Below are 16,873 nucleotides of genomic sequence, written 5' to 3'. Positions count from 1 at the left end.
GGTATGGACTTCGAGATCCAGTCGGCAGACTTCATCCGCGAGCCTAAGATGACGAAGGAGATCACTCCCGAGGAGCGCGAGGAGGTCAATACTCTGATCGATAAGATCGAGGACGACGACGATGTGCAAAATGTCTTCTCCGACATGGCGGAGGACGAAGAGTAAGTAAGCCCAAGTCATCGAGTCATGAGCGAGGAGGAGATGGACAGAGAGACAGAGGATCGGACGGAGGAGAAAAAGCGGACAATGAGTGCAGGACGAGCCGTCGGGATCACGCTGCTAAACCTGCTGGCTATGGTCGTCGTGGGGGCGCTTATCGTGGTGGGAGCACTCTATCTCCTCGATGTCTACACCCACCATGGAGAGGCGGTCAAGGTGCCGGATCTCTCCGGTATGACCCGGGAGGAGGCGATGAGTGCGGTCCGGCCTATGGATCTGGACCTCGAGATTGTCGACTCGATCTATACCGAGGGACTGGCTCCGGGAGTGATCCTAAGGACCTCACCCGGACCCGGATCGATCATCAAGAAACATCGGACGATCTTCCTCACCACCAATACCACGACCGTGGAGCAGGTGGTGATGCCTGCTGTCTACGACACCTCCCGCCGTCGTGCCGAGGCGGCTCTCCGCTCAGCGGGATTCATCGACGTGACGGTCAAGATGGTTCCCGGACGGTACAATGACCTCGCCGTGGAAGTATCAGACCGCAAGACCGGTCGAGTGATCCAGCCGGGGACGAAGCTGCCATTCAATACCCCGCTCGTCCTGTCGATCACCTCCACCATCTCGCTCGACAGTCTCTACGATGCCGATACCACAGCTATAGATAGCGAGGTCGCCGAAGCTCTTCAGCGGATCGGTCAGACGGAGGAGCCCGACGGGGAGGACCTGCCGGAGCTCTGAGCTGAGGACCAGTCACACCAGCACACACCTTACACCAGATGACCGAGAGAGACCTACCGACAGACACGGAGCCGGTAGACGAGGAGGATGAGGAGGTAGACCAGCTCTATGAGCACTACGCCATACGAGCGGATCAGGGGCAGGAGCCTCTGAGGGTCGATCGCTTCCTCGTCAATATGATGCCGAAGATCTCCCGCAGCCGTATCCAGCGGGCAGCCTCCTCCGGCTTCATCTTCGTCAATGGCGAGCCGGTGAAGTCCAATTATAAGGTCAAGCCTCTCGACCGCGTCTCTATGCGGCTCGAGCGTCCGCCGATGACCCTTGAGATCACGCCCCAGGAGATGCCTCTCGAGATTGTCTACGAGGATGACTGGCTCTTGGTGGTCAATAAGCCGGCCGGACTGGTGGTCCACCCGGGGCACGGCAACTGGGACGGGACGCTCCTCAATGGGCTCGCCTGGTACCTGCGGAATAACCCCGACTTCGATGTCAATGATCCGGCGATAGGGCTGGTTCACCGTATCGACAAGGACACCAGCGGACTCCTTGTGATCGCCAAGACGGCGGAGGTGAAGAGCTCCCTCGGGAAGCAATTCTTCGACCACTCCACCCGACGCGAGTACGTAGCGGTGATCTGGGGACATATGGACCTGGCTGACGGCGTCCTGAGGAGCAACCTCGCTCGAGACCCCCGCGACCGGACGAGGATGGCCGCCTTCCCCTACGAGGGCGAAGTGGGCAAGACAGCCGTGACCCACTACGCCACAGAGGAGTACCTCGGCTACCTCAGCCAGGTACGGTGCCGCCTCGAGACGGGACGGACCCACCAGATCCGCGTCCACCTCTCGAATGAAGGTCACCCGCTCTTCAACGACGCTGTCTACGGTGGAGACCGGATCCTCCGAGGAAATCGCTTCGCCAGCTATAAGAAATTTGTGGAGAATGCCTTTGCTATCTGCCCGAGGCAGGCGCTGCATGCTCAGACACTGGGCTTCTTTCACCCCATACTCAAGCGACAGATGGACTTCTCGAGTACACTACCGCCCGACATGACCGCCCTGATCGAGAAGTGGCGGAAGTACGTCGACGACGGCAATGTGGAGAACCTCTGACCTTATCTTATCATGGATCAAGAAAAACTAAAGATTGCGCTCATCGCCGGCGGCTATAGTGGCGAGTATACCGTCTCCCTGTCGAGTCAGGAGGGACTGATGAAGTTTCTCTCCGACAGCCCGTACGAGATCTATCCGGTGCTGCTGAGACGTGACCACTGGACAGTGCTCGGTCTGGAGGGCGACCCGGAGATCGACAAGGGAGACTTCTCCTTCGTCCACCCCGAGACGGGACGCAAGGTCCGCTTCGACTTCGCCTACATCACCATCCACGGCACGCCGGGCGAGGACGGGCACCTGACCGGCTACCTCGACATGCTCCAGATCCCCTACTCCTGCTGTCCGACGCTGATCGGGGCGCTCACCTTCGACAAGTACGTCTGCGCCCGCTACCTCTCCACCTTTGGGATCAAGATCGCCCCGGCTGTCCGGCTCACCAAGTACGACCGGATCGACATTGACGATCTGCTCCGAGAGCCGGGTCTACCCTGCTTCGTCAAACCCAATAACGGCGGCTCCAGCATCGCCACGACGCACGTCACCGAGCGGGAGCAGCTGCAGCCGGCGATAGAGAAAGCCCTCGCCGAGAGCGGCGACGTGATGATCCAGTCGCTCATCACCGGCACCGAGATCACCTGTGGCGCCTATGAGGACGCCGAGGGGATCCACATCCTGCCGATCACCGAGGTGGTGCCCAAGAGTGAGTTCTTCGACTACGATGCCAAGTACAATGGCGCCGTGGACGAGATCACACCGGCCCGCATCCCTGAGGAGACGACAGCGCGTGTCAGGGATCTGACCCACCGGATCTACCGCCACCTACGAGCTGCCGGCATCATCCGGGTCGACTACTTCATCGAGAGCGACGGCACGCCGGTGCTTCTGGAGGTCAATACCACCCCCGGCATGACCGCCACCAGCTTTATCCCCCAGCAGATCCGCGCCGCCGGTCTCGCTCCGGGCAAGGTGCTGGAGGGGATTATCGACTTCCTCTACCAGCGGTCACGCCGTTAGCAGACGGTCATCACTATGCCATCCAGGGTCACGTCTCACGCGAGACGTGACCCTTTTTCTCTCCCTGTGCTCTCGATGAAAACTAATACCGGTAATAGAGAAAACGAAGGTAAGGCCGACTAAAACTCCCATCTCACCCCTCATGGAAGTCGAAGGAGAAATCCCTCTACCTCAATTGTAAACCACGCCTCACAAATAGGCCGCCCCCACAGCTCCAATCTCCACTTTCCCACACAAAAAGCCTTGTCAGCACATCGTCGTTTTGTTTTTTTCTCACTTAATCACTACTATTGTTTAGGAGTCTATATGACTCCGAGATTATGAGAGCACTCCGGGAGGAAGGGAGGTTACGAGTTGCCCCCCACGATTGCTTTCTTCTCCTCCTCTATTTTACCTACGCATATGAAAAGACTAACGACTACAATTCTGCTGACCCTGCTCCTCTCTCTGACGGGGATGGCACAGGAGCTGCCCAAGCCCCTCCGTGTACCGGACCAGCCTAAGATCGAGGTAAAGTACCGGCTCGAGATGAAGAAGCACGTTATGGGGCACGAGTCGATGACGGACACCATGATCGTCCTCTCGGGCGACAAGGAGGCTCTTTGCTACACCACTAGCACCTTTCTCCACGACTCCCTACAGTGTACCGACGACGGCAGGAGAGTAGTGATGGACAGCTTCAAGGAGGGACTCCTGAAGAATGATGAGTCTCTGATCATCGAGCCGAGGACCCTGCCGGAGTACTTCTACACCAACCGGGAGAGAGGGGAGCTGACGGTCTACGAGAGCGACAGGCTCTACATTCCGATCCTCTACCGAGAAGAGGTGGAGACACCCGAGTGGCGGATCAGAGACAATAATTGTCGGATCATCGGGGGATACAAGACCTACAAGGCGGTATGCGACTTCCGCGGACGGCGGTTTGAGGCTTGGTATACCGAGGAGGTACCCGATCACCTGGGTCCGTGGAAGCTCCACGGACTGCCGGGACTGATCATCGAGGCCTACGATGAGGACAAGGAGTACTTCTGGACCGTCATCGACGTAAGGAGAGACCCGACGCCCCCCCACTTCGGACTCCTCGAGGATCCTCTGCTTGAGGTGGATCGGAAGACCTATCTAAGAGATACCCGGGCATTCCTCGAGGGAGGTGATCCGGAGGAGAATGGGACGCTTCAGGAGATCATACGGCGAGGCTTGCGCCGATCCTACCGACAGAAGCGGGAGAAGCGGCTCAGCTACGACTTCCTCGAGAGGGACTATGTCCGGGAGGGGGATACCACGACTACCGAAACTAATACAGAAGCGGTCCTGCCAGCCTCCGCTCTGACGATCCCCGGCAAGCCCTCACGGGATCACCTGCTCGTCAAGTACCGCTATGAGGCGGTCAAGGACACGACCAACGGATCCACGTTTACCCCCGATGACCAGCTCCTGGAGATCCGCCCCGACCAGTCGATCTACTATAGTCTCAAGACTTACCGCATGCAGGCTCTCTACAGCTCCAAGGAAGGAAAGAAGAAGTGGCAGGGACTCTTCCGACAGGAGATCGACAAGCTCAATGCCGGGGGGAAGATGTCCGACTTTATGGCCCGACTGCCACGAAATGGCTCTGTCGACTTTATCATCAAGGAGAGCGACCCCGGCACGATGCGCGTCTACGACAAGGTGGGCGGAGAGCAGTACTTCTACGATGATCAGGCGGAGATGAAGTGGAGCCTCACCGACAGCACACGGGTGATCCTCGGTTACGAGTGCCAGCAGGCGGTGTGCGACTTCCGCGGACGCAGGTGGATCGCATGGTTTACCTACGATGTGCCGATTGACAATGGTCCGTGGAAGCTCCACGGACTCCCCGGTTTGATCTGCGAGGCATACGATGCCCAGCGGCACTACCACTACACGATCACCGGTCTGGAGCAGAAGGAGACCACACTCGACTACACCATCCTGATCGACCCGAAGGCGCGGGTCATAGAGCGGAAGAAGCTCTACGGCAGTCAGAAGCTCTACATCGACAGCGGTGGCGAGCTGGCGGTGATCAGCAATACCCCAAGCAGCAACAATTACCCCGAACCGAAGGAAATAGAATGAGAAGTGTGGTGAGAAGTCTGCTCCTTATCCTCTCTCTTGCCCTCACGATCCCCGCCATAGCACAGATCACGGGCGAGACGCTGGAGGAGGATGGACAGCCGTTGCCCGGAGTCCTCGTCACGCTCCGCAAGGCAGCCTCCCGACACGCCCTCTCCTTCGGGCGCTCAGACTCGGACGGGAGGTTTGCCATAGAGTACGACCACCCGACGGAGGGGCTCTGGCTCCACTTCAGGATGCTCGGCTTCCGTGAGGACAGCATACGGCTGATCCAGGGGAAGAGCCATTACCTCATCCGCCTGCGGGAGGAGGTGACCGAGCTGAGGGAGGTGACGGTGACGGCTGATCCGATACGGGCGGAGGGAGACACGATCCGCTATCTGGTCTCCAATTTTAGCCAAGTCCAGGACAAGTCCCTCGCCGATGTGCTGAAGCGGATGCCCGGCATCGAGGTGGGCGAGAGCGGACAGATCAAGTACCAAGGGGTCAGCATCAATCGCTTCTACATCGAGGGACGCGACATGCTCGGCGGACGCTACGGTGTCGCTACGACGAGTATCAATCCCGAGGACGTTGGCTCGGTCGAGGTGATGGAGAATCATCAGCCGATCAAAGCGATCCGGGACATCGAGTTCTCCCACAATGCGGCGGTCAATATCCGGCTTAAGGAGGACGCCAAGAGCCGATGGGTCGGCACAGCCACCCTCGGAGCGGGCTTCCTCACGGAGAAGCCCTCGGTCACGCCGCTCTGGGAGGGGAAAGGCTCTCTGATGCGCTTCCGCAAGGATCGGCAGATACTGGCCACCATCGGCAGCACCAATGCCGGTAGGGCTGCCACCCTCGCCACACGGGAGGTGGCACTCGGTACGGGCGGACGGGGAAGTGGGTACACTCTGCCCTACCCCTTCTCCCTCACACTCCCCACGCCGACACAGCTCGACGAGGAGAGGTACCGCCGGGGACCGACACACTCGCTCAGCGTCAACGGACTGCGGGGGCTGAAGGAGGAGGTGGATCTCACCGGACGGCTCATCTTAACCGACCGAACCGATCTGAGCCGCGGCAGCAGTCGGATGACCTACTTCTTCAAGGACGAGGACAAGATCATCGTGAGCGAGGAGGAGGGGCGCTCCCGCAATAGTGAGCTGGCGATGGACGCCGGACTGCTGATCAATAAGTCCGCCCTCTACCTCTCGGATAAGCTCTCGGGACGCCTCCTGTGGAGGGATCTCACACTCGACACACGGGGCACGATGCCCAATGGTCGCGATGTCTCCCTGCGACGTCAGGAGGTCTCCAATAACCTCAGCCTCATCCTCCGCCAAGGATCGCACCGCTACGGACTGGACTCACAGGTGAGATGGGAGCGGCAGCCGGGACTGATGACGATCACCGGCATGGGGGACGATCGGCGCCAGGAGGTCTCGTCCGAGATGCTATACTCCAGTACCTCCACCGACCTGAGCCTCACACGCGGGATCCTCGACCTCACCGGCACGATCGGTCTATCGACGCTTCACCGCACCCTCAGGAGCGACCTCACGCTGCCGGATCTCTCCATCACCCCGGCTGACAACCGCCTCACCGTCGACTACATCCGCCCCTACATCGTTCCCCGACTGAGTCTCCGCACGGAGTCCCTCGAGGCACTGCTCTCCATCCCGATCGACAAGACCTGCTACCGAGTCACCGACCACGAGGAGACCCGACAGATCGCCCCGATCTCCCTTCGCCCCTCGCTACGGGTCGACCTCGAAGCGACCAGACGGCTCAGTCTCAGCAGCGACCTCAGCTACAGCAACGGGTACGAGGAAGCTGGCTGGGAGAGCGGATACCTCCTCACCAGCTACTACGCCCTGACGAGAGGCGCCTCGGAGCTCAATCACCGGCGAAGTCTCTCCGGTGGCATCGGGACGGAGTACCGCAATCCCCTCCAGGCACTCTTCACCCATCTCGACCTCAGATACCTCAGCTACCGAAACTCACTCATACAGGGACGCACCCTGCAGGGAGACTACCTACTCTCCCGGATGACACCGATGGAGAGCCGGGGGAGCCTCATCAGTGTCGGCGGCAGCATCAGCAAGGGACTCTCCCCCTGGCGGACGACTCTGGTCCTAAAGGGGCAGTACACCCTCGGGAGGCAGGAGATGCTCCTCAAGGAGATGCTCAATGCCTTCCGCCTCAGAGGTCTCTCCCTCAGCGGCTCCGCCTCCGCCCATCCCGCCTCATGGATCAGCCTCACCTACGACGTCGGGCTCGACCTCAGCCGGCTGACTCTCGAGGGCGAGCAGGGGCGGCTCCAGAGAGACTTCGCCCAGAGTCTGGAGCTGGTGCTGATGCCCGCCACACCGTGGAGGATCGAGCTGACCGGCGACCACTACTACAATGAGATCGCCCGCGGGATGCGGAAGAATTACTTCCTCCTAGACCTCGGGCTGGTCTACTCACCCCGCAGCCGACTCGAGGTGAGCCTACAAGCACGCAATCTGCTTAATAACAGGGTCTACGGCTACACGCTCCTCTCCTCCCTCACGGCGCAGACCATCGCCTACGAGATACGCCCCATGGAGATCCTCGCCTCACTTTTCTTCCATTTTTGATCTTACAAAAGAACTCAAAGGAGCAGCATAAGTCGGACACTTTGGGTATATTTGCCATCGGTAAAGAAAGATTTTTAGTACTAATCCCTATAGACAATGAGAAGAATGGAAATTCAGAACGTACATGGTCGCGAGATCCTCGACTCTCGCGGCAACCCCACCGTAGAGGTAGAGGTAGAGCTGGAGTATGGCATCATCGGTCGCGCCTGCGTCCCCAGTGGTGCTTCCACGGGTGAGAACGAGGCTCTCGAGCTCCGCGACGGCGACAAGAAGCGCTACTGCGGCAAGGGCGTCCTTAAGGCTGTGGAGAATGTCAATACCAAGATTGCTCCCGAGCTTATCGGCATGGACGTCCTCGACCAGCGCGGCATCGACCAGAAGATGCTCGAGCTCGACGGTACCAAGACGAAGTCCAAGCTGGGAGCCAACGCCATCCTCGGCGTCTCCCTCGCTTGCGCTCGTGCTGCCGCCACTGCACTCGACCTGCCCCTCTACCGCTACATCGGCGGCACCAATACGTACGTCCTCCCGGTCCCAATGATGAATATCATCAATGGCGGTGCACACTCTGATGCGCCTATCGCCTTCCAGGAGTTTATGATCCGCCCCGTGGGTGCTGAGACCTTCCGTGAGGGTCTCCGCATGGGTACCGAGGTCTTCCACGCTCTCGCTAAGCTGCTCAAGAAGCGCGGCCTCTCCACCGCTGTCGGTGACGAGGGTGGCTTCGCCCCCAAGCTCGACGGCATCGAGGACGCCCTCGACTCCATCATCCAGGCTGTCAAGGACGCCGGCTACGAGCCCGGCAAGGACGTGCGCATCGCCATGGACTGCGCTGCATCTGAGTTTGCAGTACAGGAGGATGGCAAGTGGTACTACGACTACCGCCAGCTCAAGTCCGGTATGCCCAAGGACCCCAATGGCAAGAAGCTGACCGCCGAGGAGCAGATCGACTACCTCGAGCAGCTCATCTCCAAGTACCCCATCGACTCCATCGAGGATGGTCTGGATGAGAATGACTGGGAGAATTGGGTAAAGCTCACCGACCGCATCGGCGACCGCTGCCAGCTCGTGGGTGACGACCTCTTCGTGACCAACGTCGACTACCTCAAGAAGGGCATCGAGATGGGCGCTGCCAATTCGATCCTCATCAAGGTCAATCAGATCGGTACCCTCACCGAGACCCTCGACGCCATCGAGATGGCTCACCGCGCTGGCTACACCAGCGTCACCAGCCACCGCTCCGGTGAGACTGAGGACACCACCATCGCCGACATCGCTGTGGCTACCAATAGCGGCCAGATCAAGACCGGCTCTCTCAGCCGCACCGACCGCATCGCCAAGTACAATCAGCTGCTCCGCATCGAGGAGGAGCTGGGCGACAAGGCTCAGTATGGCTACTGCAGGGTAAGCCGCAAGAAGTAATCTCTCCCTCGAGAGAGAGCCCACAGAGGGCGACAGGTCAGACCGACTTGTCGCCCTCTTTTCTTTTCATCATCCCCGGAGACAGTCAGGTCCAGAGGATCAGAACTCCCTGAAATAGATCCAAATGGTGGACCATACCGCAGGGGTGACGCATTTGAGCCTTAAGGCAAAGAAGTGATAATCCCTGTCGCTGTGCAATCCTGTCGACTGATCCCAGCCATGCTGCTACCGCTTGCCGATCCCGCAGGGGCGAAGCACCGGAGGGATCATCGCTTTTTAGACCGGGTGTCGAGGCACTTAGTGCCGAAGACCCCGGGAAACAACGACGCATTCAAGGTATACGACCCCGCCAGGGTGTCGCACATACCAGTCAGTCAATCAGTGCGACACCCTAACGGGGTCGCGGGGTCGCTAGCAACGCCTGCCCCCCGGGTCGTCGGGGCTACGCCCCTTGACCCGGGTCTAAAAAGCGGGCACCCCTGTCGGGGTGCATCGTTCACCACTCTTTACAATGAGTTGAATGGTTTCTGTACCACTCAAATGCGTCACCCCTGGACCATACCGAGAGACCAGAGATGCGAAGAAGACTGCAAATATACCACCTCCACTCGCCCTCCTTGTCTCTTATCTGCATTTACCACCCATTACAGGCAACTCTTGTCGGATCCTATGTTCATCCAAGAGGGGGCAGCCTCACTCTACTATTGCCTCTATGATCCCACTCACGAAAGCGACGACAACTATGATCCCTAAGGCGCCGAGGATGAGCATAAAAACACAGCTGCATCCTCCCTCGATGATATTGCCTGTCAGTATCTCCTTGGCACTGCCGAAGAGGCCTGAGAAATAACCACGTATGATCCGAAATATCAATACAACGATACAAACGATCGCTACAAAGATGATGATGCCGAAAATCAAGTGCTCCATAATTGGTAAGAGTTGTCCACAGTTATTCTTGAGCCATCGTGTCCTTAATACGGTCGCGCTCTCAGCCCCCTTTGAATGCGTGCAAGCTATGTCTTGAAACTCTGACTTCTAACTGATGGCACCGGGCATCCTCCATAACCTCACCTATGACTACGAATGTCTATATGTCTATCGGGGGGCTATGATTACCTGTTTATAAACGCATCATACCACCATGAGGCAAAGAGCTCTGCGCTGTTCTCTCCATGACGATCGCTTGACTCGCCGGGATTGACCTCTATGATGAAGTCTGGCGTGGCATCAATCGTGAAATATCTGCCTCCTCCCGCCTGCGTCAGTCGTGCAGCTGCCTCACTCACTATAGACGGGATAGGCAGTCCATCTCTGCGGTAAACTTTGCCCTCCAGCACCCAGTAGCGAGCATCGTTCTCAAAGATGTATTCCTCATCCACCGCTTGGCGGATACAATACCTCTCGCCGCCCCACCTCTGATTCTTATACGCTCTCTCAATCTCCGCCAAGGAATGATCGGGGTAGAAGGACAGCCCCTCCTCTACCCGTTCCAGAGACATTGAGTCATGCTTAATAAAGGCTCTGCTCCAGCCCCGCCTCTTCATCTTCATATCTACATCTTGATCCAGTCGGTCGACAAAGAAAGTTGGGATAGCGAGATCCTCTATGACCGGGAGGTACCGATGCATCATCAAGTAAAAGTTATTGATGTCATAAGAGTGTATGAACCTCGGATCACCGGGATAGTCCTCTGGACGGAAAATAGTGGAGCTTCTATATATAAGATGCTCTGCCTCAGTTGATGGAGTTAACGCCACAGGAATACCAGCATGCTGAAATGCTGCATATTCTTCTCTGAAGAAGTGGATCACCTGCCCCTTCTCCTCCCTGTCCTCTCTAAATATCACTTGATATGGGATCGTCTTCATCGTACTTCTGAGTGCTCAAATAGTGCATGAATCCAAACAGCTATGGAGATACGAGTACAGTAGGCGGTATACAGGTGATAGTCAAATTCAAAGACATTGGTCTCTCTCATCTCTTGTGTGTTCTCAGGAGAGAATATCGGATGCTTAGTCAGGTCGTAAGCCTCCTCAAAGAGTCGCTCTACAGTTGGCTTGGCAAGCTCCAGACCACTCAGCGAGAGACCGTTAAAGTCTGCGACATAGCTGTACTCCGAGAGCTCCCTCGGCAGGAAGTCGCGGAAGAAGTGCCTTGCCCAGCGCTTTCGGGCATCTTGCCCCTGTCCCTGCCTAAGGCTGCAGATCGCATCAATTATGTCCGGATCAGCATAGAATGAGACAAGCTCTATACTTCTCGGTCGGTAGATAAGATCCTCTTCCCATGGCACCGTAAACTCATTGCCAAGATTAAAGCTAAGTGTCCCAGCCTCTGTGGGAATGGGATCCACAAAGAGCGTGTCTGCACCCTGTCCACCAAAGATCACTTCTACTCCATCTCGCTTCGCTTCCTCAGCAATCGTAGAGGCAGAGTCATAGGACTTTATGTAGCTATCCGGGATTTGGTGAAAGGGAAACTGATCCAGAAGGCTGAAGAAGGGATGCTCCTCAAGGTGCACAAAACAAGTACGCTCTCCGAGAGGAGCCAGTACATCCTGCACCCTCCTCTCTGTGCGAAACTCATAACGGTCATTGACCATACCATATAGATTGAATGGGATACCGAAGTGGTGAAGTAAGCAGATAATCAGGCTTGAGTCCAGACCGCCACTTAGGTGTACCCCTATCTTCTTCCCTTCGAAGCGCCCAAAGAAACGCTCCGATGTTGCAAGGAAATCCGGGAGAGTAAGCTTCTCTCTCCGCTTAGGCAGATAACGCTCCTCCTCTATCTGACCGGACACGCTACTGTACACAAACCCAGGCATAATAGGAGTAATACCAGGGAAAAGCTCTCTCCACTCTGTGATGTGCATTTCTCCAAGCTTGTCATTATAGAGCATATTGTCGATGCTATACTCTTGCCAGAGTCCGCTGCCAAGTTCTTCCACTATACTATCCTGCAGCGTTCCGCTCCTATGATTGTAGAATCGTAGCGAGGGCTGTGGATATATCATCTCTCTCAGTCTCATCATACGCTTAGTCAAAGGCCGCAACGGGAGCAAAGTTAATCCAGTTGTCGTCATGCGGATCCGCTGGCATGCCATCCTCAATGACCCATGCATGCATCTGAACGGAGGGGAGAAAAGCACCTATAAACATTGTCCCATGCTTTCGGAATCTCCTCGAGGTACTACGAGCGAAGAAAGCTCTTGGCAGACAAAGTTTCCGCTGCTGATTTCCGGGGTAAAGCGCATAGTAGACTGCTGTCGCGACTCCGGCATCAGGATAGCATCTAAGTGGAATCTTACCCCACAGCCGTGCCAAAAGGAAGGAGTGACGGCAAAGCCGATTAAGTACCTGAGCATAGACCCGAATATAAAAGGGAATAGACAAGGGCATCGCACAATTCTTCCGCCCCCCTAAGAGATACGGATCATCTACTTGCTCCAAGCACTTACGTACTTTTGCCCCGACTCTTACGTCTTCGTATTTTATCCGACTTGTCCTAAGCAGGCTACCGGTGAGAGGTTCAATGAAATAACAGGCTCCAAATGCCTTTAGTCTAATTCGATACACAGCTAATCTTTGGACTTAATGGGTTTGACGGAAGCAGATGGAGTCTTTTGGCTGATAAAACCGACAGAGACCTGATATTTTTAGTCACTGTCACCTGAGACTCGGAGGTAGGTATAGACCTATTCATGAATGGGCATTAATAACGACAAAGGAATCAACTAAACCACGAGTACCGCTGAATACGAGTTCAAGCTTTCGTACATATTAGTATTGCCTCAGGCTATCTCTTAGGCAATGCTTTAAGTTGACAACAATGCCATAGCAGTGGGCGGGAGCACTATCACACGCTCCCGCCCTATGGTTACTAATTATTAGTAGATACTATTGGAAATTATCGTCAAGAGCTCTCCAATGTTGGTAACTACTATTGTCCTCTTTGCCTGAGGACTTCCTACCGTTGATGTTTTTGGCACTTGCGTGCACCTCTGCTCCGAGGAGCGTTTCGAGTAACTTTTTCATAACGAATAAAGAAGTTAGTTGTTGTGTCTACTCTGTTGAAGGATTTTCGACATTCTCCTTTTAGTAATTCTGTTAGATCACGACTCCACGAGGAGCCGTGAGAACAGAGCAACGCAGGGGATGCCTGCACGGTAGGTGCCGACATCCCCTGCGGGTATGATCTATATGCTTTAGTGGAGGGAGGGATCAGCGGGAGTCGCGTCTCTCTCTCTCTCTCTCTCTCTCTCTCTCTCTCTCTCTCTCTCTCTCTGCGCATGACAGCGCATAGAGCTGATCTGCCGGCTCTCCATTAGGAGACTGTCAGATCCCGTTTGTCTGTATTGCGAGACGGTGAGAGACATAGACTATATGGTGAAGATACAGTAAAGTGGCTTAGACAATCTGTAGCGTTCTTTCATTTCTCAAATTTATGCAATTTATTTCATACTAACAAATTATTACCCGACGGGAGTCGGAGACGGCATCTCAACCAGGGGTGACGCAGTTGAGCTCATCGTAAAGAGTAAGGATTGATGCCCCCTTGTGGGTGCCTGCTGCCGAGCGTTATCTCACGAGAGACAATCGTTAGGAAACCCCGTAGGGGTGCAGACCCGCCTTCCGATCCCGAAGGGGCGAAGCCCTGTAGGGATCGTCGCTTTTTAGCCCGCATGTCGAGGCACGAAGTGCCGAAGACTGCGGGAAAGTGGATGCCTTTTATTAACCCGCGACCCCGCCAGGGTGTCGCACTCACCCGTCAGTCAATCAGTGCGACACCCTGGCGGGGTCGTGGGGGTTGAGACGGGTCTCGGCACATCGGTCACCGCTTCGCGGATGACCGATGCCTATGGAGCGAGCACCCTTCGGGTGCCTCACGGATAAGCCCTATAGGTATATGATTACCCCAATGCTCAAATGCGTCATCCCTGACCCAGGGGCTTTGCAAAGGGACGGATAAGAGATCAAGATTATGTATCTTGTGCATAGTGTTATACGGGAGAGACGTTTATGGAGAAAGAGAAGAACTACAGCCCGAGCGGAGATGGTCACGGAGACCTCCCATCACCTGCCGAGCAGCTCGCGATCGAGCGGAACCAGAGACTGAGAGCAGAGATCGATCGTATGGAAAAAGAGATTGCCAAGATGGAGGTCGAGCTTGCCAAGTCACAAGAGAGCAAGCCCGTCAGGCTGAGCTCAGGGTATATGCGCTCAATACGCTCATCGATGTGGCGGACGAGACCTACAGCCTGGGTCTACGAAAGGTCCTGGGAGAAAGCGATCAGGAGGACCATCATGGCCATCCAAAGCGATAGCATCACACAGACGACTCATCCCGCGGATACGTCGCTCGGAGAGAGAGATCCTCTCCGAAAACACCCATGCCATCTTGAGTGAATGAACAAGCAACGAAACTACTCTGCGGACCTCCTATTCGCTACCTTTTTTGTCCTCGGAGGTCTTCTATTAGTACTGAACTACTATCTATTCAGGAGCCATTTGCTATCCCTCATCGGCGCTTTTGTGATCTACGGAATAGCACCGATCCTAACGATATATCTCAAGAGGAAAGGTTCACTCCAAATCAGCACGAGAGCCTTTTGGGGAAGAGTGATTCTTGTGATACTCTCCGGTGCTCTCTTGTTCGAGTTTCTTCGAGTTTGATTTGCACACAATACCCTTTAGCCCCCCCGGAGGGATAGGCAGACAGGAGGATGAGGGCGTGGGCACACAACGGATGACCGCAGCGACAATAGACCTGCCCCCGATCCGTTATCGGTGAAAACTATTACCGGTAATAGAGAACACTAATACCGGTATTAGTTGCGCCTTTTACCGGTAATAGATTTGTCCGAGAGGGCTCGCGTGCTCGCGCACTGTAAATCAGCCATTTCTACGAGTGTCCCTGCTCGTACTATTACCGTAAGGGAGCTATGCCCAGAGGGATCGGTAGGCAAGGTTACACCTCGGAAGGGGTGCTCGCTGTTCCGCTAGGGTGACGAGGAGGGGTAGTAGCTCGGAAGATGACCCCGGGTACGGCGGCGGGTTGCTTTTTCTTTTTGTCGGGGAGATAAGTTATCTTTGTGGGAAGGGGGGAGTGGGTGGACCGATCCACCCGATACTGAGACACGTACACTATCCGGACTTACTTCATGCGAGAAGACGATACCATCACTGCTGCGTTCCTCGACTTTGGCAGCCACACGATCAAGGCGGCCCTGGCGGACTGCAAGGCGGACGGCACCTTTACATTCCGTCAGCAGAGCACGGTCGAGTCGGAGGGACAGATCCGCCGCGGCATCATTTATAATCTCAAGGAGGTGGCGGCGAAGACCGACGAGCTCCTCCGACAGCTCTCACAGCTCGCCGACTGCCCCATAGACCGAGTCTACGCCGGGGTCAATGGTCAGAGCCTCCACTCCGATATGCACGAGGCGGAGCTGACACTCGGTGAGCCGCGCGAGATCACGGAGAAGGACATGGACACGCTGCGACTGCAGACGGCGGACGAGGACTTCGACAGCCGCTACATATCGATCGCCGACGATGTCACCCCCGCCTACTACGTGGACGGCAGCTGGACGAATAATCCGGTCGGCGTCCAGGGATCTAATCTCAAGGTGAGCTACCAGCTGCTCCTTGCCCGTGAGGAGCTGGACCGCAATATCCGGCGCGTGCTGGAGGAGAAGCTGGCGCGCGAGACGGAGTACCTGATCCCGGCGACGATCATGAGCGACCTCTTCCTCACCACGGAGCAGAAGCGCTTCGGCTGCGCCCTGATCGACTTCGGTGCCGAGTGTACAACCGTCTCGGTGTACAATAGAGGGCAGATGGTCGGCCTGCGCGTGATCCCGCTCGGCGGCGATGCGATCACCACCGACCTGACCGACATGCACATCTCCCTGATGGAGGCGGAGCGGATCAAGACGAAAAACGGCTCAGCTCTCACAGCCTCCGAGGAGGAGGCAAAGGGCGAGGTGGTGGTGCAGACCGCCAACGGCATGACGTCGAAGAGCCTGCCACTCCGAGAGGTAAATCGGTACATCCGCGCCCGCTCCACGGAGATCGTCCGCAATATCTCGACCTACATCAATGCCCTCCTCCCCGAGCACAGCCTCTCCGGCATCGTGATCACCGGCGGTGCGTCCCGCATGACCGGTCTGAGGGATCTGCTGACGAAGGAATTTAATGTCAAGGTGGACTTTGCCTCCTCCATCCTCGGGCGCTACGGACGGGACAATAGCTACTACATTGAGAACCCTGAGTGGCACTCCGTCTACAGCATGGTCTACTACGTGGCTCAGGACCTCGCTGCCACCTATGTCCGCCCCGAGCCGGCAGCGCAGAAGCAGACAGCGACCGCCCCCACCGAGCAGCCAGTGATGCGGACGAACGAGCAGGCGACCTCGACCGGGAGCGACTTCCCGGAGGATCAGCTGCCGGATGATGTCTTTGCCGGCACGACTCAGACACTCATCGACGTGGAGGAAATAGAGACGAAGGCGCAGGAGCCGCCGAAGAAGGTCTCTCGCCGCAGCGGCACGAAGCGCAAGGACAAGGGCAATGGATTCTTTGCCAAGCTATTCAGTGGTGGCCTCATCTTCCCCGAGGATGACGTTGACGAGTGATCTCTACCTTTTTTTATCATAGATACGTATCGGACTTATGAGCGAATTACTCAATATCAGCAGCAAAAAAAAGGATGAGATCCCGA

General features: G+C 56.3%; 13 protein-coding genes. 9 read left to right on the top strand and 4 right to left on the bottom strand.

Features of this window, described 5'->3' with window-relative positions; genetic code table 11:
- The first annotated feature begins 3 nt into the window (after positions 1–3).
- The 7 genes from Q0F21_RS07815 to eno all read left to right on the top strand — a co-directional run bounded on the left by Q0F21_RS07815 (position 4) and on the right by eno (position 9,148).
- Positions 4–165, top strand: a complete 162-nt coding sequence (locus Q0F21_RS07815) for a YebC/PmpR family DNA-binding transcriptional regulator (RefSeq protein ID WP_363282389.1) — start codon at positions 4–6, stop codon at positions 163–165.
- Between the two features lie 21 nt (positions 166–186).
- A complete protein-coding gene (locus Q0F21_RS01555; protein ID WP_297236739.1) occupies positions 187–906 on the top strand; it encodes a PASTA domain-containing protein in 720 nt (239 codons plus the stop codon).
- Between the two features lie 38 nt (positions 907–944).
- Complete coding sequence (locus Q0F21_RS01550) at positions 945–2,018, top strand: RluA family pseudouridine synthase (RefSeq protein WP_297236737.1); 1,074 nt, start codon at positions 945–947, stop codon at positions 2,016–2,018.
- 12 nt (positions 2,019–2,030) lie between these two features.
- Positions 2,031–3,032, top strand: a complete 1,002-nt coding sequence (locus tag Q0F21_RS01545) for a D-alanine--D-alanine ligase (protein ID WP_297236735.1) — start codon at positions 2,031–2,033, stop codon at positions 3,030–3,032.
- Between the two features lie 402 nt (positions 3,033–3,434).
- Positions 3,435–5,126, top strand: coding sequence for a GLPGLI family protein (locus tag Q0F21_RS01540; RefSeq protein ID WP_297236733.1), 1,692 nt, complete (start codon positions 3,435–3,437; stop codon positions 5,124–5,126).
- A gap of 5 nt (positions 5,127–5,131) precedes the next feature.
- Positions 5,132–7,726 (top strand): TonB-dependent receptor plug domain-containing protein, encoded by a 2,595-nt coding sequence (locus Q0F21_RS01535; RefSeq protein ID WP_297236731.1) that lies wholly within the window; start codon positions 5,132–5,134, stop codon positions 7,724–7,726.
- A 105-nt stretch (positions 7,727–7,831) separates the two neighbouring features.
- The gene (eno, locus tag Q0F21_RS01530; protein ID WP_297236741.1) at positions 7,832–9,148 is read left to right on the top strand and encodes a phosphopyruvate hydratase; all 1,317 of its coding nucleotides are present in this window, start codon (positions 7,832–7,834) and stop codon (positions 9,146–9,148) included.
- Between the two features lie 693 nt (positions 9,149–9,841).
- Here eno and Q0F21_RS01525 read toward each other — a convergent pair.
- The 4 genes from Q0F21_RS01525 to Q0F21_RS07810 form a co-directional block, all read right to left on the bottom strand.
- The gene (locus Q0F21_RS01525) at positions 9,842–10,078 is read right to left on the bottom strand and encodes a hypothetical protein (protein ID WP_297236729.1); all 237 of its coding nucleotides are present in this window, start codon (positions 10,076–10,078) and stop codon (positions 9,842–9,844) included.
- A gap of 185 nt (positions 10,079–10,263) precedes the next feature.
- On the bottom strand, positions 10,264–11,019 hold the full coding sequence (locus Q0F21_RS01520; protein ID WP_297236727.1) for a hypothetical protein: 756 nt from the start codon (positions 11,017–11,019) through the stop codon (positions 10,264–10,266).
- The gene (locus Q0F21_RS01515; protein ID WP_297236725.1) at positions 11,016–12,098 is read right to left on the bottom strand and encodes an asparagine synthase-related protein; all 1,083 of its coding nucleotides are present in this window, start codon (positions 12,096–12,098) and stop codon (positions 11,016–11,018) included. The genes Q0F21_RS01520 and Q0F21_RS01515 overlap by 4 nt, the downstream gene beginning before the upstream one ends.
- Before the next feature lie 88 nt (positions 12,099–12,186).
- Positions 12,187–12,549, bottom strand: a complete 363-nt coding sequence (locus Q0F21_RS07810; protein ID WP_363282387.1) for a lasso peptide biosynthesis protein — start codon at positions 12,547–12,549, stop codon at positions 12,187–12,189.
- Between the two features lie 1,620 nt (positions 12,550–14,169).
- Here Q0F21_RS07810 and Q0F21_RS01510 point away from each other — a divergent pair.
- Positions 14,170–14,556: a hypothetical protein gene (locus tag Q0F21_RS01510; RefSeq protein WP_297236723.1), complete on the top strand. Its 387-nt coding sequence runs from the start codon at positions 14,170–14,172 to the stop codon at positions 14,554–14,556.
- Between the two features lie 755 nt (positions 14,557–15,311).
- A complete protein-coding gene (ftsA, locus tag Q0F21_RS01505; protein ID WP_297236721.1) occupies positions 15,312–16,787 on the top strand; it encodes a cell division protein FtsA in 1,476 nt (491 codons plus the stop codon).
- Positions 16,788–16,873: the final 86 nt, after the last annotated feature.

It is taken from the genome of uncultured Porphyromonas sp., assembly GCF_934359325.1.
GTDB lineage: Bacteria > Bacteroidota > Bacteroidia > Bacteroidales > Porphyromonadaceae > Porphyromonas_A.
This window is presented reverse-complemented; position numbering and strand designations above follow the sequence as displayed.

Excerpts from the sequence above, each read along its gene's own strand:
- Q0F21_RS01540 (WP_297236733.1), top strand. The coding sequence starts at position 3,435 with ATGAAAAGACTAACGACTACAATTCTGCTGACCCTGCTCCTCTCTCTG.
- Q0F21_RS07810 (WP_363282387.1), bottom strand. The coding sequence starts at position 12,549 with ATGCCCTTGTCTATTCCCTTTTATATTCGGGTCTATGCTCAGGTACTT.
- Q0F21_RS01525 (WP_297236729.1), bottom strand. The coding sequence starts at position 10,078 with ATGGAGCACTTGATTTTCGGCATCATCATCTTTGTAGCGATCGTTTGT.
- Q0F21_RS01510 (WP_297236723.1), top strand. The coding sequence starts at position 14,170 with ATGGAGAAAGAGAAGAACTACAGCCCGAGCGGAGATGGTCACGGAGAC.
- eno (WP_297236741.1), top strand. The coding sequence starts at position 7,832 with ATGGAAATTCAGAACGTACATGGTCGCGAGATCCTCGACTCTCGCGGC.
- Q0F21_RS01520 (WP_297236727.1), bottom strand. The coding sequence starts at position 11,019 with ATGAAGACGATCCCATATCAAGTGATATTTAGAGAGGACAGGGAGGAG.
- ftsA (WP_297236721.1), top strand. The coding sequence starts at position 15,312 with ATGCGAGAAGACGATACCATCACTGCTGCGTTCCTCGACTTTGGCAGC.
- Q0F21_RS07815 (WP_363282389.1), top strand. The coding sequence starts at position 4 with ATGGACTTCGAGATCCAGTCGGCAGACTTCATCCGCGAGCCTAAGATG.
- Q0F21_RS01555 (WP_297236739.1), top strand. The coding sequence starts at position 187 with ATGAGCGAGGAGGAGATGGACAGAGAGACAGAGGATCGGACGGAGGAG.
- Q0F21_RS01545 (WP_297236735.1), top strand. The coding sequence starts at position 2,031 with ATGGATCAAGAAAAACTAAAGATTGCGCTCATCGCCGGCGGCTATAGT.
- Q0F21_RS01550 (WP_297236737.1), top strand. The coding sequence starts at position 945 with ATGACCGAGAGAGACCTACCGACAGACACGGAGCCGGTAGACGAGGAG.